The following is a 23,445-nucleotide window of genomic DNA, read 5'->3' as shown; positions in this document are numbered from 1 at the left end:
GCGGCTGCGCCGTGCGGTCCGGCGGTCGCGACTGGACGGTGCATGGCGCCATACCGTGCGGTGCCCTCCTGATGGCACCGTTTGCGCCGACTTCCCCCGGCTGGCTCGTCGGGGATGGCCCGAACGGTTGATCTTCGGCCCCCACGGCGTTTCGCGCTCAGGTCGGTGAGGGCGATGCCGATGTGGGGACTGGCCATGGATGGCCATCGCCGCCAAGGACGTGTGGCACCACCACGACGTGTCCTTGTCACGCGCCCCCACGCGCGCTGACCTGCCATCCAGGAGAGCCATGATCGACCCGATCGGCGACACCACGATGCGTGCCCTCGGGCAGGCGCTCAATGGTCTGTCCCTGCGGCAGCGCACCATCGCTGACAACATCGCCAACGTCGACACCCCCCGCTTCCTCGCCGGCAAGGTCGACTTCGAGAGCAGCCTCATCGCCGCCCTCGGCAACGGGCAGGACCCCTCGGTGGCCACCCCGACCGCGCAGCGCTCCCTCGAGCCCACCCGCGAGAACGGCAACAACGTCAACCTCGACGAGGAGACCCTCGCCGGCGCTGAGACCGGGCTGACCTACCAGCTCGGCGTCCAGGCCATGACCGACCACTTCCAGCGGATGCGCATCGCGCTCGGCAGCGCCTGATGGGCATCTTCGGGGCGATGAACATCGCCGGCTCGGGTCTGGTCCTGCACCGCAAGTGGATGGACGCCGTCTCCGACAACATCGCCAACATCAACACGGTCCGCCCGTCCAACGAGAACGCCTTCCAGGCGCGGTACGTCGTGGCGGAGGCCGGCGAGTACGGCAAGCCCGAGGGTGTCCGGGTCGCCGGCGTGCAGTTCGGTGACGCCGAGGGCCGCATGGTCTTCCAGCCCGACCACCCCCTGGCCGACGCCGAGGGCTACATCCGTCTCCCCGACATCGACATGGGCGACCAGATGACCCAGCTGATGATGGCCCAGCGCGGCTACCAGGCGAACCTCGCCGTGGTCGAGCGGGCGCAGGCGGCGTACCAGCAGGCCATCGGGCTGGGCCGCTGACCATGGTCATCCCTCCCATCTCCGCGATCGGCAGCCTGCCGCCGGTCACCGCGACCGCGCCGACGGCTGCCGCGAACCCCGCCGGGTTCAGCAACGCCCTCGAGCAGGGCATCGAGAAGCTCAACTCCCTGCACCAGACGAGCGACAAGATGGCCGTCCAGGCGGTCACCGGTCAGCTCCAGGACGTGCACCAGTACACGATCGCCGCGAATGAAGCGGCCGTCGCCACCCAGCTGACCGTCGCCGTGCGCAACAAGGCCGTCGAGGCGTTCACCGAGATCATGAGGATGCCGATGTGAACGGCTTCGACCCGAAGGCCCTCCTGGGCCGCTTCAGCAAGCTGTTCGGCGGCTTCACGCCGGGGCAGCGCGTCGTCACCGCGGTGGCCGCGCTGGCCGTCGTCGTCGGCGGCGTCATGTTCGTGTCCTGGGTGGGCAAGCCCAGCTACGCGCCCGTCTTCACCGGCCTCAGCTCCACCGACGCCGCGGCCATCACCGCCAAGCTCACCGAGTCCGGCGAGCCGTACGAGCTCGCCGACGGCGGCCAGACGGTCATGGTCCCGCAGGCCGACGTCTACCAGACCCGCATCACCCTCTCCGGCGAGGGACTGCCGGCCGGCGACTCGAACTCGCAGGGCTACTCGCTGCTCGACAAGCAGAGCATGACGAGCAGCGACTTCCAGCAGAAGGTCACCTACCAGCGGGCCCTCGAGGGCGAGCTGTCCAAGACCATCGAGTCGATCGAGGGCGTCCAGGCCGCGGTGGTCCACCTCGCCGTGCCCCAGGACGACGTGTTCACCACGGACGCGGCCAAGCCCACCGGCTCGGTCCTCGTCAAGACCTCGGCCGGCACGACGCTGTCCTCCACGCTGGTCGACTCGATCGTCCACCTCGTCGCCGGCTCCGTGCCGAAGCTCGACCCCGAGCAGGTCACCGTCGCCGACGCCAGCGGCAAGGTCCTCAACGCCGCCGGTGAGGGTGGTGGCGGCGCCGCCGGTGCCGACGCCCGCCAGTCCCAGAAGCTCGCCGTCGCCAACGCGACCGCCGCCGCCGTCCAGTCGATGCTCGACAAGGTCGTCGGTCCCGGCAAGGCCGTGGTCCGCGTCGACGCCGACCTCAACTTCGACGAGCAGACCATCGACCGCCAGGAGTACGTCCCCACCAAGCCGGGCACGACGCTGACGGAGACCAAGAGCAAGGAGAGCTACACCGGCGGGGGCACCCCGGTCGGTGGCGTCCTCGGCCCCGACAACGTCGGGACGACGACCAACGGCACCGGCAAGAACGACTACGTCAAAGAGGACAGCACCCGGACGAACGCGGTCGGCACCCTCAAGGAGAAGACCACGACGGCACCGGGCAAGGTCCAGCGGCTGTCGGTCGCCGTCCTGCTCGACGCCAAGTCGGCCGGCTCCGTCGACACCACGCAGCTCAGCTCGCTCGTCTCGGCCGCTGCCGGCCTGGACCCCAAGCGCGGTGACGTCGTCGAGGTCAGCCAGATGGCCTTCGACACCACCGCCGCGGCGTCGGCCCAGAAGGAGCTCGAGGCGGCAGCTGCCGACAAGAAGCGCGCCGACATGATCAGCCTCGGCAAGACCGTCGGCCTCGGCGTCCTCATCCTGCTGGCCCTGATCATCGGCCTGATCCGCTCGCGCCGCCGCTCCGGCCCTGCTGCCCCGCAGGAGATCGAGGTCTACCGCGTCCCCACCGGACCGGCGCCGGTCGACACCCTCCTCGAGCAGGCCGAGCAGCGCAACGTCCTGCCCCACCGCGAGACGGCGGGGGAGCAGCGGGCGCAGTCCCGTGAGGCCATCGGCACCCTGGCGCGCGAGCGTCCCGACGACGTGGCCCGCCTCCTGCGCGGCTGGATCGCGGAAGGCAGCTGATGACCGTGATGACCACGGAGCTCACCGGGCTCCGCAAGGCCGCCGTGCTGCTGGTCCAGCTCGGCAGCGAGGACTCCGCGCACGTGCTGCGGTCCCTGCGTCCCAGCGAGGTCGAGGCCCTCACGGCCGAGATCGCCCGCCTGGACGGTGCGGACCTGCACACCCAGGACCTCGTGCTCGGGGAGTTCTCCTCGATGGTCAACGCCCAGGAGTACTACGTCCAGGGCGGCCTCGAGCTCGCCGAGGAGATGCTCGTCAAGACGCTCGGCCCCGAGCGTGCCAAGGACGTGCTCTCGCGGCTGTCGACGTCCCTGTCCCAGACGCCGTTCTCGTTCCTGCGCCGCGTCGACGCGCGCCTGCTGCTCACCTACCTCCAGGACGAGCACCCGCAGACCATCTCCCTCGTGCTCGCGCACATGTCGGCGGACCAGGCGGCCATCGTCCTGTCCGGCCTGCCCGAGGACATGCAGGCCGACGTGGCCCACCGCCTCGCGGTGATGGACCGCACCTCGCCCGAGATCGTCCGCCAGGTCGAGGGCCACCTCGAGCGCCGGCTGGCCAACCTCGTCCAGAGCTCGGACTACTCCTCCGTCGGTGGGCTCGGCCCGCTCGTCGGCATCATCAACAGCTCGGAGCGCTCCACCGAGCGCCTCATCCTCGAGGGACTCGAGCAGCGTGACCCCGAGCTCGCTGAAGAGGTCCGCGCCCACATGTTCATGTTCGAGGACATCGTCAACCTCGACGACCGCGCCGTGCAGGCCATCCTGCGCCAGGCCGACACCAAGGCCCTCGCGCTCGCGCTCAAGGGGGTCTCGCCCGAGGTGCGCGACAAGATCACGCGCAACATGTCCGAGCGTGCCGGCGCCAGCCTCGTCGAGGAGATCGAGGTCATGGGCCCGGTCCGCCTCAAGCAGGTCGAGGAGGCCCAGGCGGCCATCATCCGCCTCATCCGCACGCTCGAGGAGTCCGGCGACATCATCGTCTCCCGGGGAGGTGGCGGCGATGACCTCGTCCTCTGACCTGCGCCCCTCGACCGTGCTGCTGCGCAGTGCCGCCACAACCGCTGTCCGGCCGGCCCTGTTCACCTCCCGTCAGTTCACCCGCTCCAGCGCCGTCCTCGGCTCCGGGGCCCTGTCCGAGACGGCCCGCCAGTTCGAGGAGGGCCGCGAGGCCGGCTACGAGGAGGGCGTGCGCCAGGCCGTCCGCGAGCAGGAGGCCTGGCTCCATGCGGCCCAGGAGCGCGAGGAGGCCGAGGCTGCCGAGCGCCGGCTGCAGTTCGCCGCGACCCTGGAGTCGCTGCGTGCCGCCGTCGCTGACGCCGCCGCGTCCGCGACGGTGCGCGACCTGTGTGCCGCCGCGGTGCCCATGGCCGTGGAGATCGCCGAGGCCCTCGTCGGCCACCACCTGCTCGTCGACGACTGCGCCGCCCGCGACGCGGTCGAGCGCGCACTCACCGACATCCCCCGCGGCTCGGACGTCACCGTCCACCTGAACCCGGGCGACACCCACCTCACCCCCGAGTCCATCGCCGACCTCGCCCCCGGCTGCGCCGTGCAGGTCGTCCCCGACCCCACCGTCGAGCGCGGCGGCTGCGTCGTCGACATCGGCGACCGCACGATCGACGCCCAGATCGGCGCCGCGCTCGTCCGCGTCCGCGAGGTGCTGTCGCGATGACCGCCGTGCTCCACGACATCCTGCGCGCGGCCCGCCCGCGCGTCACCGGCCGCGTCACCCGCGCCCTCGGTGTCGGCATCGAGGTCTCCGGCCTCGACGTCGCAGTCGGCGAGGCCGTCGAGGTCATGGGCGACCAGGGACCGATCCTCGCCGAGGTCGTCGCCCTCGACGGCGACGCCGCCCGCTGCCTGCCCGTCTCCGACCTGCGCGGTGTGCGCCGCGGTGCGGTCGTCGCCTCGACCGGTGGCCCCCTGCGGGTCCCTGTCGGCGCCGGGCTCATCGGTCGGGTCGTGGACGCGCTCGGTCGCCCGATCGACGGTGGCCCCGAGCTCACCGACGTGACGTGGGAGACCTCCGACGGCACGCCGCCGCCGGCGATGACCCGCGACCGGATCGACACCCAGCTCGGCCTCGGCATCCGCGCCATCGACACCCTCGTGCCCTGCGGGCGCGGGCAGCGCATGGGCATCTTCGCCGGCTCCGGCGTCGGCAAGTCGAGCCTGCTCTCGATGATGGTCCGCGGCACCGAGGCCCCGGTCTGCGTGCTGGCCCTGGTCGGCGAGCGGGGCCGTGAGGTCCGCGAGTTCGTCGAGCACGACCTCGGACCCGAGGGCCTGGCCCGCGCGGTCGTCGTCGTGGCGACCTCCGACGAGCCCGCGCTCGTGCGCCTCCACGCGGCCTTCACCGCCACCCGCATCGCCGAGTGGTTCCGCGACCAGGGCCAGGACGTCCTGCTCTGCATGGACAGCGTCACCCGTGTCGCCATGGCCCAGCGCGAGGTCGGCCTCGCGGCCGGCGAGCCGCCGGCCACCCGGGGCTACCCGCCGTCGGTGTTCGGGCTGCTGCCGCGCCTGCTCGAGCGTGCGGGCACCTCGCACACGGGCAGCATCACGGGCCTCTACACCGTCCTCGTCGAGGGCGACGACATGAACGACCCGGTCGCCGACTCGGTCCGCTCCATCCTCGACGGCCACATCGTCCTCGACCGCCGCCTCGCGACCTCGGGCCACTTCCCCTGCATCGACGTGCTCGAGTCCGTGTCGCGCACCACCCGCGCCCTCACCGACGGCCCGCAGCGCGCCGCGGTCTCCTCGCTGCGCCAGCTGCTCGCAGCCCGCCGCGACGCCAAGGACCTCGTCGAGATCGGTGCCTACGTCGCCGGGAGCAACCCGCTGGTCGACCGTGCCCTGCAGTTCTCGGCCCCGATCGACCTGTTCCTGCGCCAGGACCTCGACGACATCGCCGACCTCGGCCAGAGCTGGTCGGCCCTGCACCAGCTGGCAGGTGCGCTGTGAGTGCCCGCCGTGACCGCCTTGCCGTCGTGCTGAAGGTGCGAAAGATCCAGGAGGAGCGCCGTCAGGCGGACCTCGCCCGGGCGCTCGCCGACGCCGCCGTTGCCGAGGGCCACGCGGACGCCGCCCGCCAGCGGTACGCCGACGTCGACGCGTCCCCCCGGGTGGTCGGTGCAGCGGCGTTCGTCGCCGCCCGCGCCCTCGCCAGTGGTCGCGCCGAGCAGGTCGCCGTGACCAGCAGCCGACACGAGATGGCCGTGGGCGAGTCCGACCGTGCCCGTGCCCTGCTCACCGAGGCGATGACCCGCACGTCGGGCCTCGAGCGCCTCGTCGAGCGCGAGGACTTCATCGCCCTGCGCGAGCTGCTCGCCTCCGACCAGCGAGCTGCCGAGGAGAGCGCCGGCGCGCTGAAGCGGGTGCTGGCATGAGCATCGACACCGTCGGCCCCGCGGGCGCCCTCGCCCGCATCGCCGCCATCCAGAGCCGGTTCACCGTCGTGGCCCCCACCTCCACCTCGAGCGCGGCGAGCACCAGCGCCGCAGCCGGGACCAGCTCGGCGACCACCACGTCGGGCTCGGCCCCGGCGTCCTTCGACCAGGTGCTGGGCACCGTCCTGGACCAGGCGAAAGCCCTTCAGTCGCAGGGGGTCCAGAGCTTCCCGACCACGAGCACCAGCGGTGACGTCGGCGCGCGCGCCGTCGAGGCCGGCAAGAAGTACCTCGGCGTCCCCTACGTCTGGGGCGGCACCGACCCGGCCAAGGGCCTGGACTGCTCCGGCCTCGTGCAGCGGGCCTTCGCCGACGTGGGTGTGCGCCTGCCGCGGGTCGCCGCCGACCAGGCGCGGATGGGCACCGCGGTCCCCAGCCTCGACCAGGCCCAGCCGGGCGACCTCCTCGCCTTCGGCAGCCCGGTGGACCACATCGGCATCTACGTGGGCGACCACAAGATGCTCGTCGCCCCCCGGGCCGGCCAGGACGTCAAGATCCAGGACGTCTACAAGACCCCCACGGCCATCCGTCGCATCGCCGCCCCCGCCGAGCAGTCGTTCACGACCTCGGCGGCTGCCTCCGCCGCGTCTTCCGCGACCGGCGTCTCGACGCGTGGTGTGGCCTCCGACGTGCCCGCACAGTTCCGCAGCCTGTTCGCCAGTGCCGCGCAGCGGTATGACGTCCCGGTCGCCCTGCTCACCTCGGTCGCCAAGGCGGAGAGCGGCTTCAACCCCTCCGCGGTCAGCCACGCCGGGGCCATCGGGCTCATGCAGATCATGCCGGCCACCGCCCGCGGCCTCGGCGTGGACCCGCGCAACCCGGCGCAGGCGATCGACGGTGCGGCCCGCCTGCTCGCCAGCCACCTCGACAGGTTCGGTTCGACGTCCCTGGCGCTCGCCGCCTACAACGCCGGCCCGGGTGCGGTGCAGCGCTACGGCGGTGTCCCGCCCTACCGGGAGACCCAGCAGTACGTCCAGAAGGTCATCGGCTACATGGGAGGAGCGGCATGAGTCGCGTCGACGTGACCATCCCGGCACCTGCCGCGGTGGCCCCCGCGAAGCCCGGCGGGCGCAGTGCCGCCTCGGACGACGGGGCGAGCTTCGAGGTCGCCATCCGCTCCCAGCTCGACTCCGGCCGCCCGGGCCAGACCCGCTCGACGCACCCCCGCCCCGTGCACGAGCGCCCCGTGCACGAGCGCCCCGTGCACGAGCGCCAGGTGCACGAGCGCAGCGACCCCGCGGACCCCCGCGATCGCTCCGCGGTGAGCGAGCGGAGCCAACGCCCGGTCGTGGACACCGTGTTCGAGCGTCCCGACCGTCCGTCCGGGAAGGACTCGACCGAGGTCGCTCCCGCGTCGCAGCCGTCCTCGGGCAGCGAGCCCCAGCCGGTGCAGCAGCCCGCCGCCCAGGTCGCGTCCTCGGCCGCGTCGGCGGCCACCGTTCCGGCTGCGAGCGGCGCGGTGCCCGCCGGTCCCACGACCTCGCCCGCAGGTGGCTCCGGTGCCGCTGCCCCCGGTGTCGACGGCGTCTCGTCGAGCGCCGGCTCGGTCACCGCCGCGTCGGCGGCCCCCGCCACCGTGGTGGCGCCGGCCACCCAGGCCGAGGGCTCGGCAGCGACCGATGTCGGCCACGCGGCCGCTACGCCCACCGACTCCGTCGGCACTACCGCTGTGTCGACCCCTGCCGGCACGTCCGGCGCCCCCGGCTCGGCCGTCGGCACGCAGGCCGTCGGCCAGGCGGCCGGGCAGGCTGCCGCGAGCTCGACGTCCACCTCCCAGCCGACCACCGAGGGCACCACCACGGGCCCGTCCACCACCCCTACCGCCACGGCGGGCTCGGGACAGGCAGGCGCCGACGGGACCGGAGCCGGGCAGACGGGCAGCGGCCAGGGCGACGGTGCGCTCGTGCCCACGCTCGTCCATGGCCGTCCGCCCGCCCTCGGCGGCGCGGGAGCGCGGGCCGGACTCGGCACCGACGCCGCAGGCGCCACCGCCCCGGCCGGCACCGACGGCCTCACCGCGGTCACGACGTCCGTGGACGCGACCACCGTCGGCAGCATCCCTGTGACGGCGGTCGCGACGAGCCCCGTCCTCGCCCCGGCGAGCGCCGTGCCCACCGGTGTCGACCTCGCCGCTGCTGCCACGGTGCCGACAGCCCCCACCACGGGAACGGCGTCGGCGGTCCCCGTCACGACGGCCCCCCTCGCGAACCCCGTGGTGCCGCTGCCCCCGCAGACCCAGGTCCTCAACGCGATGTCCCCGATGTTCACCGCGCCCGACGGCACCCACCAGGTCACCGTGCACCTCGAGCCCGAGAACCTCGGCAAGGTCCGGGTCCAGCTCACCCTGAGCGGGGGAGAGGTCGCCCTTCACCTCGTCGCCGCGGACGCCGCCACCCGCGAGACCCTGCGCCAGGGCCTGCCCGAGCTCCGGGCCCAGCTGGAGCAGACCGGTCTGCGCACGGCGGGCATGGACGTCCAGTCCGGTTCGCCCGACCTGTTCGGCCAAGCAGGTGCCGGTTCCGGTACCGGCGCCGGGAGCGGAGCTGCACCGCGAGCCGGGCACGGCGCCATACCGGGGCACCGCGGTGCCGACACCGGTCCGGCCACCCCGAACCCCACCTCCCGATCCCTGCCCAGCGACGTCGCCCTCGACGTCAGAATGTGAGTCCGTCCATGACGATCCCGATCGGTTCGAACCCCGCGGCGACCGCCGCGGCGTTCAACGCCCAGGCGGCGGCCAACACGGCTGGTGCGACGCAGGGGACCTCCACGAGCTCGGCGAGCAACGAGATGACCGGGGACGCGTTCCTCAAGCTCCTCGTCGCGCAGCTGAAGTACCAGGACCCGAGCAAGCCGGTCGACAGCGCTGCCTTCATGGCGCAGACCGCGCAGATGCAGATGGTCGAGACCCTCCACGAGCTGGTGGAGCAGAACGCCGCGGTGATCGCGGGACAGAACAGCCTCAACGCCCTGACCCTCGTGGGCCAGCGCGTCACCTACTCCGTGGGCAGCTCCACCGCCAGCGGCACCGTCGACTCGGTCAAGCTCACCGCTGCCGGGCCGAAGCTCATCGTGAACGACACCGAGGTGCCGCTCAGCACCGTCTCCGAGGTCGGCACCGCCACCTCCCCCTCCGCGTCCTAACCCCTCACACCCCGCAAAGGACTGAACATGCTTCGCTCGCTCTTCTCCGCCGTCTCCGGTCTGCGCAGCCACCAGACGATGATGGACGTCATCGGCAACAACATCGCCAACGTCAACACCACGGGCTACAAGTCCAGCCAGACCGTCTTCGAGGACACCCTCAGCCAGGCCATCCGCAACTCCGGTGGCGCGGCCCAGGGCGGCGGTGGCACCAACGCCGCGCAGGTCGGCCTCGGCGTCAAGGTCGCCGGCATCACGACGAACTTCACCCAGGGCAGCACCCAGGTGACCGGCCGCCAGGGCGACATGGCCATCCAGGGTGACGGCTTCTTCGTGGTCCAGCGCGACGGCCAGACGATGTACACCCGCGCCGGCGCGTTCTCCTTCGACGCCCTCGGCAACCTGACCACGCCCGAGGGCGCGACCGTCCAGGGGTGGCCCGCCGCCAACGGCCGGATCGACACCAACACCTCCACGACGGGCCTGCGCCTGCCGTTCGGCCAGGTGCTCCCCCCGAAGGAGACCGCGAACATCGACCTCGGCGGCAACCTGCCGGCCGACGCCGCGGTCGGCGCCACCGTCACCCACGGCATCGACATCGTCGACGGCCAGGGTCGGACCGTCCCGGCCACGACCACCTACACCAAGACCGCCGCCAACGCCTGGACCGCGACGACCACCGTCCCCGGCAGCAACGGCTCGCCGGTGACCGTCGGCACGACCAACCTCACGTGGAACCCGGCGACGGAGAAGTTCAACACCGACACGATGACGCTGAGCAGCGCCGCGATGGGGACGGCCGGGTACTCCTTCGGCGCCAACGTCACCATGACCATCGGTGGCGACCAGACCCCGCTGACGCAGTACGCCGGCCAGAGCTCGGCCGCCGCCCGCACCCAGGACGGCACGACCATGGGGCAGCTGCAGAGCTTCACCATGGACACCAACGGCGTCCTCATCGGTGTCTTCTCCAACGGCCTGACGGAGAAGCTCGGCCAGGTGGCCGTCGCCAACTTCGCCAACCCCGGTGGCCTCGAGAAGGCCGGCGACTCGATGTACCGCAACAGCGCCAACTCCGGTCAGCCCCAGGTGGGCATCGCCGGCAGCGGCGGCCGCGGCCTGCTCAACAGCGGTGTCCTCGAGATGAGCAACGTCGACCTCGCGCAGGAGTTCACCAACCTCGTCGTCGCCCAGCGCGGCTTCCAGGCCAACTCCCGCGTGATCTCGGCCTCCGACGAGATCCTCCAGGACCTGGTCAACCTCAAGCGCTGAGCCGGTCGGCTCAGGAGGTCCCACGGGTGGTGGGGTGCGGGAGAGCCGCGCCCCACCACCCATCGCCGTGCCCATCGCCGTGCCCGGCGCCATACCCGCCGCGGAACTGGCACAAAGCGGGGAGGGAACAGACCTCAGGTATGCCGCGGGGTTGCCGATGAGAGAAGTGCGCACCACGGATGGTTGCGCGTGTTTGGACCCAAGGATGGACGCACCATGATCGCTGTCACGCGCCGTAACGGCACCTGTTTCGCACTCAACCCCGACCTCATCGAACGTGTCGAGGCCACGCCCGACACCGTCATCACCCTCGTGGGTGGGACGCGGTACGTGGTGACCGAGTCGGTCGAGCAGGTCGTGGCCGAGGTGCGCGACTTCCGCGCCGCGGTCATCTCTGCCGCCGACTTCGTCCAGCACTCGCCCTCTCAGCGGGCCACCCTCCACGCCGTCCCCGACTCGGACGTGTGACATGGAGATCGCAACCCTGCTCGGCATCGTCGTCATCTTCGTGGCGGTGGTCGCCTCCCTCATCATGGAGGGCGCCTCGCCCACGTCCATCCTGCTGCTGCCGCCGATCATCCTGGTCTTCGTCGGGAGCATCGGCGCCGCGATGGCCGGTGGCTTCATCACCGACATGGCCATCATCGGCAAGCAGCTCATGCGCGCGTTCACCGTCAAGGAGCCCAAGAGCGACGCCGTCGTCGAGGAGCTCGTGGCCATGGCCGACGTCGCCCGCCGCGAAGGCCTGCTGGCGCTGGAGGAGAAGGCCCGCAGCATCGAGGACCCGTTCCTGCGCGACGGCATCGAGATGACCGTCGACGGCACCGACGCCGACGAGATCTACGACGTCCTGCACACCCAGATCTCCACGCGTCGCAAGCGTGACAAGCTCGGCATCAAGTTCTTCGCCGACATGGGCGGCTACGCCCCGACGATCGGCATCATCGGCACCGTCATCGGCCTCATCCACGTCCTGGGCAACCTCGGCGCGCCGGAGAAGCTCGGTGAGCTGATCGCGAGCGCGTTCGTCGCGACCCTGTGGGGCGTCATGAGCGCCAACGCGATGTGGCTGCCGATCTCCAGCAAGCTCAAGCGCATCAGCGAGGCGGAGATCGCCCACATGGAGCTGCTGCTCGAGGGCGTCCTGGCGATCCAGTCCGGCACCAGCCCCCGGGTCGTCGAGAAGCGCCTGCGCGCCGCCCTCGCCAGCGACGGCGGGGACCTGGCCAAGGAAGCGGCGTGAGCTCGCGGCCCGGCGGCGGTGGCCGCCGGCGCGCCGAGGACCACGAGGAGGCCGAGCACGAGAACGCCGAACGCTGGCTGCTCAGCTACGCCGACATGATCACCCTGCTCATGGCGTTGTTCATCGTGCTCTTCGCGATCAGCCAGGTCGACCAGGCCAAGCTCATCGCCCTGTCCAACGGCCTCGAGCAGTACTTCGGTGAGCCCACGGCCGTGTCCTCCTCCACCGGCATCCTCAACGGCGGCGTCCAGGGCCAGCCCGACAGCAAGGCCATCGGTCCGGTCCCCCCGCAGAACATCGTCCCCGTCCTCGTCCCCAAGACCTCACCCAGTGCCGGCACGGATGCCGGGCTGGGCGCGGGCAAGGGTGCCGGGGCCGGCACGGGCAAGTCCCAGAAGGACGACCTCACGGCCATCCGCGACAAGATCGCCAAGTCGCTGGCGGCCAAGGGGCTCTCCGGGTCGGTGCAGTTCCAGGTCCGCGACCACGGCCTGGTCGTCAACGTCGTCACCGACCGCGTCCTCTTCGACGCCGGCGAGGCCACCCTGCGGCCCGAGGGGCGCAAGGTCCTCGACGCCGTCGCCCCGATCCTGAGGACCCTGCCCAACGAGCTCACCGTCGAGGGGCACACCGACAACGTCCCGATCTCGGGTCACTTCCCCTCCAACTGGGAGCTGTCGACCGAGCGCGCCACCACCGTGCTGCGCTACGTCCTCTCCCGCGGCGTGGCCGGGGCCCGGGTCTCGGCCGCCGGGTACGCCGACCAGCGCCCGTTGTCCTCCAACGCCACCACCGAGGGACGCGCTCGCAACCGCCGGGTCGCGATCGTCGTCCACGCCATCCCCGAGTCGTCGCAGCAGACGACGACCAAGTCCGCCTCGTCCATCCCCGCCCTGCCAGGAGACTGACATGTCCGCCACCGCCACCGCGCCGGCCCCCGTGGCCGCCGCCCCCGAGCCCAAGGGCAAGGGCAAGAAGCCCTTGATCATGATCGTCGTGGCCGTCCTCGTCGTGGCCGGCGCCGGCTGGTTCTTCTTCCTGAAGCCGTCGGGGGAGGCCGAGGCCCACGAGCCGGTGCCCGGGTCCGTCGTCGACCTCGAGCCGCTCACGCTGAACCTCTCCGACGGCCGCTTCCTCAAGGTCGGGCTGTCCCTGCAGCTCACCGAGGAGGCGAGCGCCGGGGGGCACGGCGGCGAGGAGTTCAACGGCGCCAAGGCCCGTGACGCCGCGATCGGCATCTTCGGCCAGCGCACCTACGCCCAGCTCCTGGCCCCCAAGGGCCGCGAAGCCGCCCGCAAGGCGCTCGACACCGAGGTCAAGCACCGCTACGAGGGCGAGGTCCTCAAGGTGTACCTCACCGAGTTCGTCATGCAGTGACCCGCTGACGCCGGTCACCCACCGACCCGGGTGGGGACGCGCGAGGTCCATCCCCCCGCTCGCGCGCCCCCACCCGTACAGCTCCACCCGCACCGCCGCACCCGACGGCGGTGGTCACCCGGCCCGACCGCGGTAGCGGTCCCCGGCCGGGGCGGGACGCTCCACCGCACCCGCGTGGGGTCGTCCGTTCGGCTGGTATCCGGACAAAGCCTCAGGTGGGGTCCCGGCATGCCGATCTGTGGCTCGTGAGTGCCGAGCCGTTGTCCTACGACTTCCGCAGTCCGGGCCGGCTCAGTCGTGAGCGGGTACGGGCCCTGCAGGTCGCGAACGAGACCTTCGCCCGTCAGCTGTCGACGGTGCTCTCGACGACCCTGCGGACCGTCGTCTTCGCCCGCGTCGTCTCCGTGCGCCAGGTGACGTACGACGAGTACATCCGCACCGTGCCCAACCCAAGCCTGCTGGCCGTGCTCACCTTCGAGAGCCAGCCCGGCTCCGCGCTCTTCCAGCTGCCCATGGGCGTGGTCATGAGCGTCATCGACCGCCTGCTCGGCGGCGCCGGTGGCCGGGTCCAGCCGATCCGTGCGCTCAGCGACATCGAGACGACGCTCGTGCGTGACCTCGTGCAGCGGGTGGCCGGTGAGCTGACGTATGCGTTCGAGACGCTCGCGTCGGTCCGTGCGGACCTCGACTCCCTCGAGTCCAACACCCAGTTCCTCCAGATCGCCGCGCCCGCCGACCCCGTGGTCGCCACCGAGGTCGAGGTCCGCATCGGCGACCAGGCCGCGACGGCCACCCTGTGCATGTCGCTGGCCACGCTGAAGCCGATCCTCGCCTCTGTCGACCAGGCCTCCGCCGAGGCGGCCGCCGACAGCCGGGTCGCCGCAGCCGCCCGCACCGTCGAGCAGCGCCTCCAGCAGGTCGAGATCGACGTGACCGTCTCCTTCCGCGAGGTCACGCTGACGTCGGCGGAGGTCTTCTCCCTCGCCGTGGGCGACGTGGTCCCGCTGCGCCACCCCGTCACCGAGCCCCTCCTCGTCGCCGCCGACGGCGTCACCGTCGCCTCGGCCACCCCCGGCAGCCACGGCAAGCGGCTCGCCGCCCAGATCGTCACCCCGTGAACCACCCCGCCCCCACCGAAGGACATCCCATGACGTCGTACCCCGAGACCCCCGTCGAGGACGCCTCCTACGCGGCGGTCGCCGACACCCCGGTCGACGACGCCACGGCTCCGGCGGCGGCGTTCCAGCCGCTCGTGGGCGGTTCGCCCTTCGCCGACGTGGACCCGCGCCGCCTGCACCTGCTGCGGGACGTCGAGATGGGGATCAGCGTCGAGCTCGGCCGCACCCGGATGAAGGTCCAGGAGGTCCTCTCCCTCGCCCCCGGTGTCGTCCTCGAGCTCGACCGCGCCGCCGGCGGCCCGGTCGACGTCCTCGTCAACGGCACGCTGATGGCGCGCGGTGAGGTCGTCGTCGTGGACGAGGAGTTCGCCGTGCGCATCACCGAGGTCGTCACCGCCGAGGCGGACGGCCGGGCGCGCGCATGACCGATGGGTCGGTCGTGCTGGCGGTCATCCGCCTGCTCGTCTCACTCGCCGTCGTCCTGGTGCTGCTCGTCGCCCTCGCCCGCTGGGCCTCCAAGCGCGGCATCGGCTCGGGCCGCCCGGGTCGCTCCGCCGTGGACGTCGAGGTGCTCACCCGGCGCTCCCTGGGCAAGAACTCCACCCTCCAGGTCGTCAAGGTCGGCTCGCAGGTGATGGTCCTCGGGGTCACCGAGCGCGGGGTCTCCGTCCTCGGTGAGCTCGGCGAGGAGGACCTCGTCCGCCCCTCGACCCCGCTGTCCGTCGTGCCCTCCATCGCTCCGCAGCCCGGGGCAGCGGTGCCCGCGGACGTGCCCACCGGCGTGCCCACCGCCGTGCCTGCCGCCGTGCCCACCGCTGGGGTGCCGGCCTCTGCTGCCTTCGCCCCGTCGGCCACCGAGGCCACCGGGGCCACGGTGGCGTCCCCGTCCCTCACCGCCCTGCCCGCGGCGGTCTCAGCGTCCGTCGCCCCGCCCGCGGTCCGGTCCACCACGTGGGCCGAGGCCGAGGGTCGCGCCCTCATCGAGGCCGGTATGGCGACGCGCAGCTCCGCGCGGGCCGCCCGTGCCGCTGCGGCCACCCGTCAGGCCCGCCAGGGTCGTCAGAGCCGCCAGGGTCTCCCTTCTCTCCCTGGCCTCCAGTCCCGCCAGCCGCGCCAGTCCCGCACGATCGTCCCCCCGACCGACTCCCGCTCCGCCCGTCGCGCGGCCGCCGCCCCCACCGGGTGGCCCTGGAACGCCGCTGCCGTGGTCCTGTCCGCGACCGGCCGAAGCCGCCGTGGCTGAGGCCCTCACGGCTCCCGCGCTCCTCCGGTGGACGCGGCGCGTCCTCGCCGTCGTCCTGCTGACGCTGGCCGCCGTCGCGCTCGCGGGCTCCGGTGCGCAGGCCGCCACCCCGGTGACGTCCTCGGTGACGTCATCGGTGACGTCCTCGGTGACGTCCTCGGTCGCCGTCACGGGGGTCACGTCGACCTCGTTCGCCGTCCCCGCCGTCGTCACCCCGCAGCCGACCCCCACCGCCACCCCGACCACCGGGGCCGGCGGCGTCTCCGTCGAGGTCGACCCGAGCCTGGGCAAGCCCAGCCAGACGATCAGCATCATCCTGTTGCTCACGGTGCTGTCGGTCGCCCCCGCGCTCCTCGTGCTCTGCACGTCCTTCACCAAGATCATCGTCGTGCTGTCGCTGACGCGGAACGCGTTGGGCACCACCACGATCCCGCCGAATCAGGTCCTCGCGGGGCTGGCGCTGTTCCTCAGCCTGTTCATCATGTCGCCGGTCCTGTCGCAGATGAACGACTCCGGCGTCCAGCCCTACCTCAAGGGCGAGATCACCCAGACCCAGGCCTTCGACGCCGGCGTGAAGCCGCTGCGCGAGTTCATGATGAAGCAGACCCGCCCGGCCGAGCTGGCGACGATGGTCAAGCTCAGCGACCAGGCGGCCCCGGCCACCCCGGACGACGTCGAGCTCACGACACTCATCCCGGCCTTCGTCCTGTCCGAGCTCAAGTCGGCCTTCATCATCGGGTTCGTCGTCTTCATCCCCTTCCTCGTCATCGACGTGGTCGTGAGCTCGGTGCTCATGTCGATGGGCATGATGATGCTGCCGCCTGCCCTCATCTCGTTGCCGTTCAAGCTGCTGCTCTTCGTCATGGTCGACGGCTGGAGCCTCATCGCGACCGCCCTCGTGCAGAGCTACCACTGAGGGGGACGACGATGACCGACTCCGACGTGGTGCACATCGGCCTCCAGGCCATGATCCTGGCGGCGAAGCTCTCCATGCCCGTGCTGCTGGTGGCGCTCGGCATCGGCTTCGCCATCTCGCTGCTCCAGGCCGTCACCCAGGTCCAGGAGGTCACCCTCAGCTTCGTCCCCAAGCTCCTCGGCGTCGCCGTGGTCCTGCTCGTCTCGGGTCACTGGATGCTCCAGGAGACGGTGGCGTTCACCAAGGCGATGTTCACGATGCTGCCGCAGCTGCTGAGCTGATGCGCGCCTCGCTGTCGGCGGACACCCTGGTGGTGCTGCTCCTCGCCACGGTCCGCATGTCGGCCTTCTTCGCCATCGCCCCGCCGTTCAGCAGCCGGTCCGTCCCGGCGCGCATCAAGGCCGCCCTCGCGTTCGCGCTCGCCCTCTGCATCCTGCCCAACCTCGGCAGCCCGCCGAAGCTCGACCTGCCCTCGCTCCTCGGGGCCACCCTGTGGCAGGTCGCCGTCGGCGCCACGATGGGGTTCGTCGTGCAGATCGCCGTCGCGGTCGTCCAGGCCGCCGGCGAGCTCCTCGACCTCGCGAGCGGCTTCACCCTCGCGAGCCTCTACGACCCGCTCTCCAACGTGTCGAGCAGCATGTTCGGACGCATCCAGCAGCTGCTTGCGATCACGCTGCTGTTCGCGGCCAACGGCCACCTGATCCTCGTGCGCGGCCTGATGATGACGTTCGAGACGGTCCCGCTGCGGCCCCTCGCCATCGGCGACCTGGCCCGTCTGGTGACCGACGACCTCGGCCGTTTCCTCGCCGGCGCGCTGCAGATCGCGGCGCCGGTGCTCGTCGTGCTCTTCCTGTCCGAGCTGGCCCTGGGCCTGATCAGCCGGGCCGTGCCGACGCTCAACATCTTCGCCATGAGCTTCCCCGTGAAGATCCTGCTCGCCATCTCGCTGGCCGGGGTGACGTTCTCGCTGCTCCCGGGTGCCGTGAGCCGCCTCCTCGACCAGGCGACCCGCGACATGGTGTCGGTGGCCCAGATGATGGGGACGCGCTCATGAGCGGTGACAAGGCGTCGAAGACCGAGAAGCCGACTCCGCAGAAGCAGCAGGAGGCCAAGAAGGACGGCCAGATCCCGCGCACCGCCGAGCTCAGCGCGTGGGTCGCCGTCCTCATCGCCTCGGTCCTCGTGCCGCCGCTGGTCCGTGGCCTGGCCGACCTCTTCCGCGACCTGCTCGGCGACCTCCAGCGGGTCATCGTCGAGCCCGACCCCGACATCGCCATGCAGGTCATGCGCTCCGCCGGGATCCACAGCCTGCTCCTGCTCGGTCCGCTCATGGGGGCGATGGTCGTCGCGGCCATCGTGAGCAACGCCGCCCAGGGCGGGCTGCGTGTCTACGCCAAGAAGTTCAAGCCGAAGTTCGAGACCCTCAACCCCGGCAAGGGCCTGAAGAACCTCGTGGGTGTCCACGCGGCCTGGCAGCTGGTCAAGACGCTGCTCAAGTTCGTGGTGTTCGGCTGGATCGGCTACCACGCGGTCAAGACCATCACCGAGCAGATCGCGACCAGCGGCCAGTGGTCCCTCGGCGCCTCGGTCGGGGCGGCGGCCGACGCGGCCATCAGCATCCTGCGGGTGATCGCCGCCGTCGGCCTGGTGCTCGCCGCGGCCGACTACGTCATGGAGCGCCGGCGCATCGGCAACTCCCTCAAGATGAGCCTCGAGGACATCAAGCGGGAGAACAAGTCCTCCGAGGGCGACCCCCTCCAGAAGGGCCTGATCCGCGGCAAGCAGCGCGAGATGAGCCGCAACCGCATGATGTCCGACCTGTCGTCGGCCGACCTGGTGCTGGTCAACCCGACCCACGTCGCCGTCGCCCTGGCCTACAAGCCCGGGCTGGGTGCGCCCCGCGTCGTCGCCAAGGGTGCCGGGCTCGCCGCGGCCAAGATCCGCGAGGAGGCCTCGGCCCTGCGGCTGCCCTTGGTGGAGGACGTGCCGCTCGCGCGGATGCTCTACCGCAGCTGCACCATCGGGCAGGAGATCCCCGCCGACCTGTATGACGCCGTGGCCGGGGTCTTCGTGTTCGTCATGGGCCTGCGCCAGCGGGGTGCGGCGAGCGGCTTCCACCGCAACCCCGGTGCCGCCCGCCCGGCCCCCACGCCTGTGGTCGAAACCTCAGGTGCCCGCGAGATCGGCCGATAGGAGCCTGCCATGACAGCAGCTGTCGTCCTTCCCCCCGCGCACGCCGAGGTCCGATGAAGAACAACCGGATCGGCAAGATCGGCATCCCCGCGGGCATCGTCGCCATCGTCGTGATGATGGTCATCCCGCTCCCGAGCGTCGTCCTCGACATGCTGCTCGCGATCAACCTGACGTTCTCGGTGCTCATCCTGCTCGTGGCCCTCAACGTCAAGCGACCGCTGGACTTCGCGGTCTTCCCGTCGCTGCTGCTGATCGGCACGTTGTTCCGGCTGGCCCTCAACGTCAGCGCCACCCGCCTGGTCCTGCTCGACGGGTTCGCCGGCAAGGTCATCGACGCCTTCGGCCACTTCGTCGTCGGCGGCTCGATCGTCGTCGGCCTCGTCATCTTCATCATCCTCGTGGTGATCCAGTTCGTCGTCATCACCAACGGCGCCGGGCGCGTGGCCGAGGTCGGAGCCCGCTTCACCCTCGACGCCATGCCCGGCAAGCAGATGGCCATCGACGCCGACCTCAACTCGGGACTCATCGACGAGGACGAGGCCCGTCGCCGCCGCGCGGACGTCTCCGCGGAGGCGGACTTCTACGGTGCGATGGACGGTGCCTCAAAGTTCGTCAAGGGCGACGCGATCGCCGCCATCGTCATCACCCTCGTGAACCTCATCGGCGGCCTCATCATCGGTGTCGTCCAGAAGGGCCAGGAGATCGGCGACGCCGTCGCCACCTACAGCCTCCTGTCCGTCGGTGACGGCCTGGTCTCGCAGATCCCCGCTCTGCTCATGTCGATGTCGACCGGCCTCATCGTCACCCGCGCGACGACCGCGCAGGACATGGGCAGCGACCTCGTCGCGCAGTTCGGCGCCCAGCGCCAGCCGATCCAGCTCGCGGGTGTGGCAGTCGGCGCCCTGGCCCTCATCCCCGGCCTGCCCAAGCTGCCCTTCCTCCTCGTCGGTGGTGCCGCCCTGCTCATCGCGCGGCAGCTGCCGAAGGCCGGGGAGAAGGAGGCCGCCGACGAACGCGCAGCGGCCGCCGCCCTGCCACCCGGGCCGTCCGCCGACAGCCCGGAGGTGCTCGCCCACGACATCCGCGTCGAGCCGCTCGAGCTCGAGCTGGCCTACGACCTCATCGGCCTCGTCGACGCGAGCGCCGGCGGCGACCTCCTCGACCGGGTCAAGGCGTTGCGCCGCAAGCTCGCCCACGAGCTCGGCATCGTCATCCCGCTGGTCCGCACCCGCGACAACATCGACCTGCCCCAGCACACCTACGCCATCCGCCTGCACGGCGTCGAGATCGCGCGCGGCCAGGCCCCGGCCGGCATGGTGCTCGCCATCGGCGACAACCTGGCGGCGCTCGAGGGCACCCCGACGCGCGAGCCGGTGTTCGGCCTCGAGGCGAAGTGGGTGCCGGTGCACCAGCGTGGCCGGGCCGAGGCCGTGGAGGCCACCGTCGTCGACCGCTCGTCGGTCGTGACGACGCACCTCGCGGAGATGGTGCGCCAGCACGCCCACGAGCTGCTCGGTCGCGAGGACGTCAAGCTCCTCGTCGACGCGGTCCGGTCCACGCACCCTGCCGTCGTCGAAGAGATGACGCCCACGCCGCTCACCCTCGGCGAGGTCCAGCGCGCGCTCCAGGGACTGCTCGCCGAGAGCGTCGGCATCCGTGACCTGGTCCGGATCTTCGAGGCGCTGTCCCTGCGGGCCCGGGTCAGCACCGACCCCGACGGACTCGTCGAGGCTGCCCGACTCGCGCTCGGCCCGGCCATCGCGTCGTCCCACGCCGTGGGCGGGGAGCTGCACGTCCTCACCTTCGAGCCCCGCCTCGAGCAGCGGCTGCTCGAGTCCCTGCGCGGCGGCGAGAACGGTGTCCAGCTCCTCGTCGACCCGTACTTCGCCGAGCGCCTGGCCACCGAGGCCGTGCGCGTCTCGCAGCAGGCGGAGCAGTCGGGTGTCCAGCCCGTCCTCGTCTGCGCCCAGCCGTTGCGACGAGCGGTCCGCCGCCTCGTCGAGCCCGGGGCACCGCAGCTCGCGGTGCTCGCCTACTCAGAGCTCGGCGGCCACCTGCGCCTGACCACGGCAGGGGTCGTCGACGTCGTGGAGAGCGTGGTGTCCTGACATGGCCAAGAAGTCCCGCCCCGCACCGGCCGCGTCGAACGGCTCCGGCCGGTTCAAGTCCAGCGTCCTGCTCGGCGCGATGCTGTTCGCCCCGGCGGCGTTCCTCGTGATGCGAGGCAACCTGTCCGTCAACGAGGCGCTCATCCGGTTCGGCTGCGCGCTGCTGTTCGCCATGGTCGGCACCGCTGTCGTGATCGGCACCATGCCTGCGGCCGGTGGCCCGAGCACCGGTGAGCCGGTGCACCGGTCTCCTGAGGAGCCCGAGGTCACCGAGACCACGACCTCCATCGGCACCCCGGCGGTCCAGCCCGCGGGCTGACCACGCGGCATACCCGGTCGCTGGGTGGCGGTCCTGACCTCGGTCAGACGATGCTGAGCAGCGCCTGCGCGTAGGCGCACTCGGGGTCGGCGTCGGTGAACGTCGCCGAACCGTCCGGCCCACCCACCTCGACCACCCACGTGTCGGAGTCGCGGCGCAGGCCGGCGAACCGGTCGCCGAGCAGCTCGCGCAGCTGGTCCTCGCGAGGCAGCCACAGGGCCGTGTCGAGGGTGACGGAGTCGAGCGCCCACTCGGTCGTGCCATTGAACCCGAGCAGTGGCTGGCCCTTGAAGGTGTGCACGTCGATCGTGAGGTGGCTGATCCAGAACACCTCGCCGACGACGTTCGGCTGGTCGATGGTGAACCGGTCGCCGGGCGAGGGCTCCCAGAGCACCCCACCCTCGCCGAGGCTGCGCGCCAGCTCCACCGTGATCATGCGTCGAGCCTACGACGCACCCGGGTACGGCGCCGGGTCGCGAAACGCGGTCGACCCGGGGCCCGTCGTGCGGCACGGTGGGGGGATGCCCCAACCTCTGCTGCGGACCGAGCGGCTGGACCTCGTCCCCCTCGCCGAGGAGCACCTCGAGCTGGAGGTGGAGCTCGACTCCGACGCCGAGGTGCTGCGCTACCTGTGGGCGCGCGCCAGGACGCGCGAGGAGGTCGAGCGCAACCACCACCAGCGGCTGCTGCGGGGCAGGGTCGTCGACGGGCTGGGCATGTGGGTCGGGTTCCTGCGCGGGGTCGAGGGCTCCGAGCGGGACCGGTTCGTGGGGCTCTGGATGCTCACGCCCCCGCACGGCCCGAGCCAGGAGCGGGTCCCCGGGGAGGCGGACCTGGGCTACCGGGTGATGCGTCGGCACTGGCGGCAGGGCTTCGCCAGCGAGGGGTCGCGCGAGCTGGTGCGCCACGGGTTCGAGGTGGTCGGGCTGAGCCGGGTCTTCGCGCAGACCATGGCGGTCAACGCCGGGTCGCGCGCCACGATGACGAGCATCGGCATGCAGTTCGCCCGGGCGTTCCACGAGCACCACGACGACCCGATCCCGGGGAGCGAGCAGGGCGAGGTCGAGTACGAGCTGCGCCGGGAGGACTGGGAGCTGCGCTGAGCTGGGCGACGCGGTGACACGCGGTGACACGGGGCGACGCGGGGTGACCCCGGGTGACCCCGGGTGACCCCGGGTGACTCGGTGCGGGTCAGCAGGTCCGGGAGGGTGTCGCCGTCGGCGTCGGGGTGGCCTTCGGGGCGGCGGCGAGCTTCGTGTACTTCTCACCCAGCACGAGGTCGACCGAGGAGTCGGTCCGGCTGTCCTTGACCGCCTTGGCTCCCTTGACCAGGCCGAGGACGAGCTTGCTCCCCGGCGCGCCACTGGGACCGAACCGCACCTCTGCCGCGGCAGCGACCTTGCGCTGCAACGGGTCATTGGCGACGGTCGACACCCGGAAACCGCGCTTGCGGACGTCGGTCGCGGTCTTGGCGGCGAGACCGGCGCGCTCGGTCGCGTTGTAGACGTTGACCGTGACGTCCTTGGGCACGAGCGGAGCAGCGGTCGCGGTGCACGTCGGGCGGGCAGCAGCGCGACGTTCGTCGGACGCCTGGTAGTACGAGTAGGCGTACCAGAACGCGAAGAAGAGCATGAGGGCCACGAGCCCCAAGGTGATGAGGGCACGGCGACGACGCGCGCGACGGGAGCTCGACGCCCCCGACTCCACGATGTAGCTCACACCCACCTCCGCCTGCCTCAGCGCCCCGTCGGGCAGCCAGCCGTCGCGGTCGCCCCGTCCTGGGACGGGGCGCGAGACCTGCTGCGAGGGCTAGTCAAGCACGAGGACGCGGGCGTGCAGGGTAGGTCGCTGCTGAAGTGCGGCACGCAGCGCCCGGTGCAACCCGTCCTCGAGGTAGAGGTTGCCCTCCCACTCGACGACGTGCGCGAACAGGTCGCCGTAGAACGTCGAGTCCTCGGCCAGCAGCTGACCGAGGTCGAGGGTGCGCTTGGTGGTGACGAGCTCCTCGAGGCGGACCATGCGCGGGGGCACCTCGGCCCAGTCCCGCGGCGAGTCCTTGCCGTGGTCCGGATACGGCTTTCCCTCGCCCACCTTCTTGAAGATCACCCAGCAACCATAGGGGTATGCCG

29 protein-coding genes are annotated in these 23,445 nt (G+C 71.7%); 26 read left to right on the top strand and 3 right to left on the bottom strand.

The genetic code is table 11. From position 1 onward, the window contains the following. The first annotated feature begins 289 nt into the window (after positions 1 to 289). The 25 genes from ABD286_RS09265 to ABD286_RS09145 all read left to right on the top strand — a co-directional run bounded on the left by ABD286_RS09265 (position 290) and on the right by ABD286_RS09145 (position 21,316). Positions 290 to 646: a flagellar basal body rod protein FlgB gene (locus tag ABD286_RS09265; RefSeq protein WP_344192441.1), complete on the top strand. Its 357-nt coding sequence runs from the start codon at positions 290 to 292 to the stop codon at positions 644 to 646. Continuing rightward, positions 646 to 1,044 carry a flagellar basal body rod protein FlgC gene (gene flgC, locus ABD286_RS09260; protein ID WP_344192439.1) on the top strand — a complete coding sequence of 133 codons (399 nt, stop codon included), beginning with the start codon at positions 646 to 648 and terminating at the stop codon, positions 1,042 to 1,044. Before ABD286_RS09265 ends, flgC begins: the two co-directional genes overlap by 1 nt. Next, positions 1,041 to 1,343 (top strand): flagellar hook-basal body complex protein FliE, encoded by a 303-nt coding sequence (gene fliE / locus ABD286_RS09255; RefSeq protein WP_486352067.1) that lies wholly within the window; start codon positions 1,041 to 1,043, stop codon positions 1,341 to 1,343. Before flgC ends, fliE begins: the two co-directional genes overlap by 4 nt. Beyond that, positions 1,340 to 2,929, top strand: a complete 1,590-nt coding sequence (fliF, locus tag ABD286_RS09250; protein ID WP_344192433.1) for a flagellar basal-body MS-ring/collar protein FliF — start codon at positions 1,340 to 1,342, stop codon at positions 2,927 to 2,929. The genes fliE and fliF overlap by 4 nt, the downstream gene beginning before the upstream one ends. Continuing rightward, positions 2,929 to 3,948 (top strand): flagellar motor switch protein FliG, encoded by a 1,020-nt coding sequence (gene fliG / locus ABD286_RS09245; protein WP_344192431.1) that lies wholly within the window; start codon positions 2,929 to 2,931, stop codon positions 3,946 to 3,948. The genes fliF and fliG overlap by 1 nt, the downstream gene beginning before the upstream one ends. Continuing rightward, positions 3,932 to 4,603 (top strand): FliH/SctL family protein, encoded by a 672-nt coding sequence (locus ABD286_RS09240; RefSeq protein ID WP_344192429.1) that lies wholly within the window; start codon positions 3,932 to 3,934, stop codon positions 4,601 to 4,603. Before fliG ends, ABD286_RS09240 begins: the two co-directional genes overlap by 17 nt. Beyond that, positions 4,600 to 5,898, top strand: coding sequence for a FliI/YscN family ATPase (locus tag ABD286_RS09235; protein WP_344192427.1), 1,299 nt, complete (start codon positions 4,600 to 4,602; stop codon positions 5,896 to 5,898). The genes ABD286_RS09240 and ABD286_RS09235 overlap by 4 nt, the downstream gene beginning before the upstream one ends. Before the next feature lie 26 nt (positions 5,899 to 5,924). Continuing rightward, the gene (locus ABD286_RS09230) at positions 5,925 to 6,323 is read left to right on the top strand and encodes a hypothetical protein (protein WP_344192425.1); all 399 of its coding nucleotides are present in this window, start codon (positions 5,925 to 5,927) and stop codon (positions 6,321 to 6,323) included. Further along, positions 6,320 to 7,393 (top strand): transglycosylase SLT domain-containing protein, encoded by a 1,074-nt coding sequence (locus ABD286_RS09225; RefSeq protein ID WP_344192423.1) that lies wholly within the window; start codon positions 6,320 to 6,322, stop codon positions 7,391 to 7,393. The genes ABD286_RS09230 and ABD286_RS09225 overlap by 4 nt, the downstream gene beginning before the upstream one ends. Next, positions 7,390 to 9,048: a flagellar hook-length control protein FliK gene (locus ABD286_RS09220; protein ID WP_344192421.1), complete on the top strand. Its 1,659-nt coding sequence runs from the start codon at positions 7,390 to 7,392 to the stop codon at positions 9,046 to 9,048. The genes ABD286_RS09225 and ABD286_RS09220 overlap by 4 nt, the downstream gene beginning before the upstream one ends. 8 nt (positions 9,049 to 9,056) lie before the next feature. Next, complete coding sequence (locus ABD286_RS09215) at positions 9,057 to 9,527, top strand: flagellar hook assembly protein FlgD (protein ID WP_344192419.1); 471 nt, start codon at positions 9,057 to 9,059, stop codon at positions 9,525 to 9,527. A 27-nt stretch (positions 9,528 to 9,554) separates the two neighbouring features. Further along, entirely contained in the window at positions 9,555 to 10,799 is a 1,245-nt protein-coding gene (locus tag ABD286_RS09210) for a flagellar hook protein FlgE (protein WP_344192417.1), read from the top strand. 216 nt (positions 10,800 to 11,015) lie between these two features. After that, on the top strand, positions 11,016 to 11,267 hold the full coding sequence (locus ABD286_RS09205; RefSeq protein WP_344192414.1) for a flagellar FlbD family protein: 252 nt from the start codon (positions 11,016 to 11,018) through the stop codon (positions 11,265 to 11,267). Between the two features lies 1 nt (position 11,268). Beyond that, a complete protein-coding gene (locus ABD286_RS09200) occupies positions 11,269 to 12,042 on the top strand; it encodes a motility protein A (protein WP_344192412.1) in 774 nt (257 codons plus the stop codon). Beyond that, positions 12,039 to 12,950, top strand: coding sequence for an OmpA family protein (locus tag ABD286_RS09195; RefSeq protein WP_344192410.1), 912 nt, complete (start codon positions 12,039 to 12,041; stop codon positions 12,948 to 12,950). Before ABD286_RS09200 ends, ABD286_RS09195 begins: the two co-directional genes overlap by 4 nt. Position 12,951: 1 nt before the next feature. Beyond that, positions 12,952 to 13,419, top strand: a complete 468-nt coding sequence (locus tag ABD286_RS09190; RefSeq protein WP_344192408.1) for a flagellar basal body-associated FliL family protein — start codon at positions 12,952 to 12,954, stop codon at positions 13,417 to 13,419. Positions 13,420 to 13,664: 245 nt separating this feature from the next. After that, positions 13,665 to 14,537, top strand: coding sequence for a flagellar motor switch protein FliM (locus tag ABD286_RS09185; RefSeq protein WP_344192405.1), 873 nt, complete (start codon positions 13,665 to 13,667; stop codon positions 14,535 to 14,537). A gap of 29 nt (positions 14,538 to 14,566) precedes the next feature. After that, positions 14,567 to 14,962 carry a flagellar motor switch protein FliN gene (fliN, locus tag ABD286_RS09180; RefSeq protein WP_344192402.1) on the top strand — a complete coding sequence of 132 codons (396 nt, stop codon included), beginning with the start codon at positions 14,567 to 14,569 and terminating at the stop codon, positions 14,960 to 14,962. After that, entirely contained in the window at positions 14,959 to 15,780 is an 822-nt protein-coding gene (locus tag ABD286_RS09175) for a flagellar biosynthetic protein FliO (protein WP_344192400.1), read from the top strand. The genes fliN and ABD286_RS09175 overlap by 4 nt, the downstream gene beginning before the upstream one ends. Continuing rightward, a complete protein-coding gene (gene fliP / locus ABD286_RS09170; protein WP_344192398.1) occupies positions 15,773 to 16,696 on the top strand; it encodes a flagellar type III secretion system pore protein FliP in 924 nt (307 codons plus the stop codon). Before ABD286_RS09175 ends, fliP begins: the two co-directional genes overlap by 8 nt. An 11-nt stretch (positions 16,697 to 16,707) precedes the next feature. Next, positions 16,708 to 16,977: a flagellar biosynthetic protein FliQ gene (locus ABD286_RS09165; protein ID WP_344192396.1), complete on the top strand. Its 270-nt coding sequence runs from the start codon at positions 16,708 to 16,710 to the stop codon at positions 16,975 to 16,977. Continuing rightward, on the top strand, positions 16,977 to 17,750 hold the full coding sequence (locus ABD286_RS09160) for a flagellar biosynthetic protein FliR (protein ID WP_344192394.1): 774 nt from the start codon (positions 16,977 to 16,979) through the stop codon (positions 17,748 to 17,750). The genes ABD286_RS09165 and ABD286_RS09160 overlap by 1 nt, the downstream gene beginning before the upstream one ends. After that, positions 17,747 to 18,889: an EscU/YscU/HrcU family type III secretion system export apparatus switch protein gene (locus ABD286_RS09155; RefSeq protein ID WP_344192392.1), complete on the top strand. Its 1,143-nt coding sequence runs from the start codon at positions 17,747 to 17,749 to the stop codon at positions 18,887 to 18,889. The genes ABD286_RS09160 and ABD286_RS09155 overlap by 4 nt, the downstream gene beginning before the upstream one ends. A gap of 53 nt (positions 18,890 to 18,942) precedes the next feature. Continuing rightward, entirely contained in the window at positions 18,943 to 20,997 is a 2,055-nt protein-coding gene (flhA, locus tag ABD286_RS09150; protein WP_344192390.1) for a flagellar biosynthesis protein FlhA, read from the top strand. A gap of 1 nt (position 20,998) precedes the next feature. Beyond that, complete coding sequence (locus ABD286_RS09145) at positions 20,999 to 21,316, top strand: hypothetical protein (RefSeq protein ID WP_344192388.1); 318 nt, start codon at positions 20,999 to 21,001, stop codon at positions 21,314 to 21,316. A gap of 43 nt (positions 21,317 to 21,359) precedes the next feature. On the opposite strand, the gene ABD286_RS09140 is transcribed toward ABD286_RS09145, so the two are convergent. After that, complete coding sequence (locus ABD286_RS09140) at positions 21,360 to 21,752, bottom strand: hypothetical protein (RefSeq protein ID WP_344192386.1); 393 nt, start codon at positions 21,750 to 21,752, stop codon at positions 21,360 to 21,362. A gap of 85 nt (positions 21,753 to 21,837) precedes the next feature. Between ABD286_RS09140 and ABD286_RS09135 the strand changes: the two genes are divergently transcribed. Continuing rightward, positions 21,838 to 22,419, top strand: coding sequence for a GNAT family N-acetyltransferase (locus tag ABD286_RS09135; protein WP_344192384.1), 582 nt, complete (start codon positions 21,838 to 21,840; stop codon positions 22,417 to 22,419). 88 nt (positions 22,420 to 22,507) lie between these two features. Here ABD286_RS09135 and ABD286_RS09130 read toward each other — a convergent pair whose 3' ends face one another. Both ABD286_RS09130 and ABD286_RS09125 read right to left on the bottom strand, forming a co-directional pair. Beyond that, positions 22,508 to 23,035 carry a LytR C-terminal domain-containing protein gene (locus ABD286_RS09130; RefSeq protein ID WP_344192382.1) on the bottom strand — a complete coding sequence of 176 codons (528 nt, stop codon included), beginning with the start codon at positions 23,033 to 23,035 and terminating at the stop codon, positions 22,508 to 22,510. A 90-nt stretch (positions 23,036 to 23,125) separates the two neighbouring features. Continuing rightward, positions 23,126 to 23,422 (bottom strand): type II toxin-antitoxin system VapB family antitoxin, encoded by a 297-nt coding sequence (locus ABD286_RS09125; RefSeq protein WP_344192380.1) that lies wholly within the window; start codon positions 23,420 to 23,422, stop codon positions 23,126 to 23,128. Positions 23,423 to 23,445: the final 23 nt, after the last annotated feature.

This window comes from Pedococcus aerophilus (assembly GCF_039532215.1).
GTDB classification, from domain to species: Bacteria; Actinomycetota; Actinomycetes; order Actinomycetales; family Dermatophilaceae; genus Pedococcus; species Pedococcus aerophilus.
Note: the sequence above shows the minus strand (reverse complement) of the source record. Positions and strands in the feature narration are given on the sequence as shown.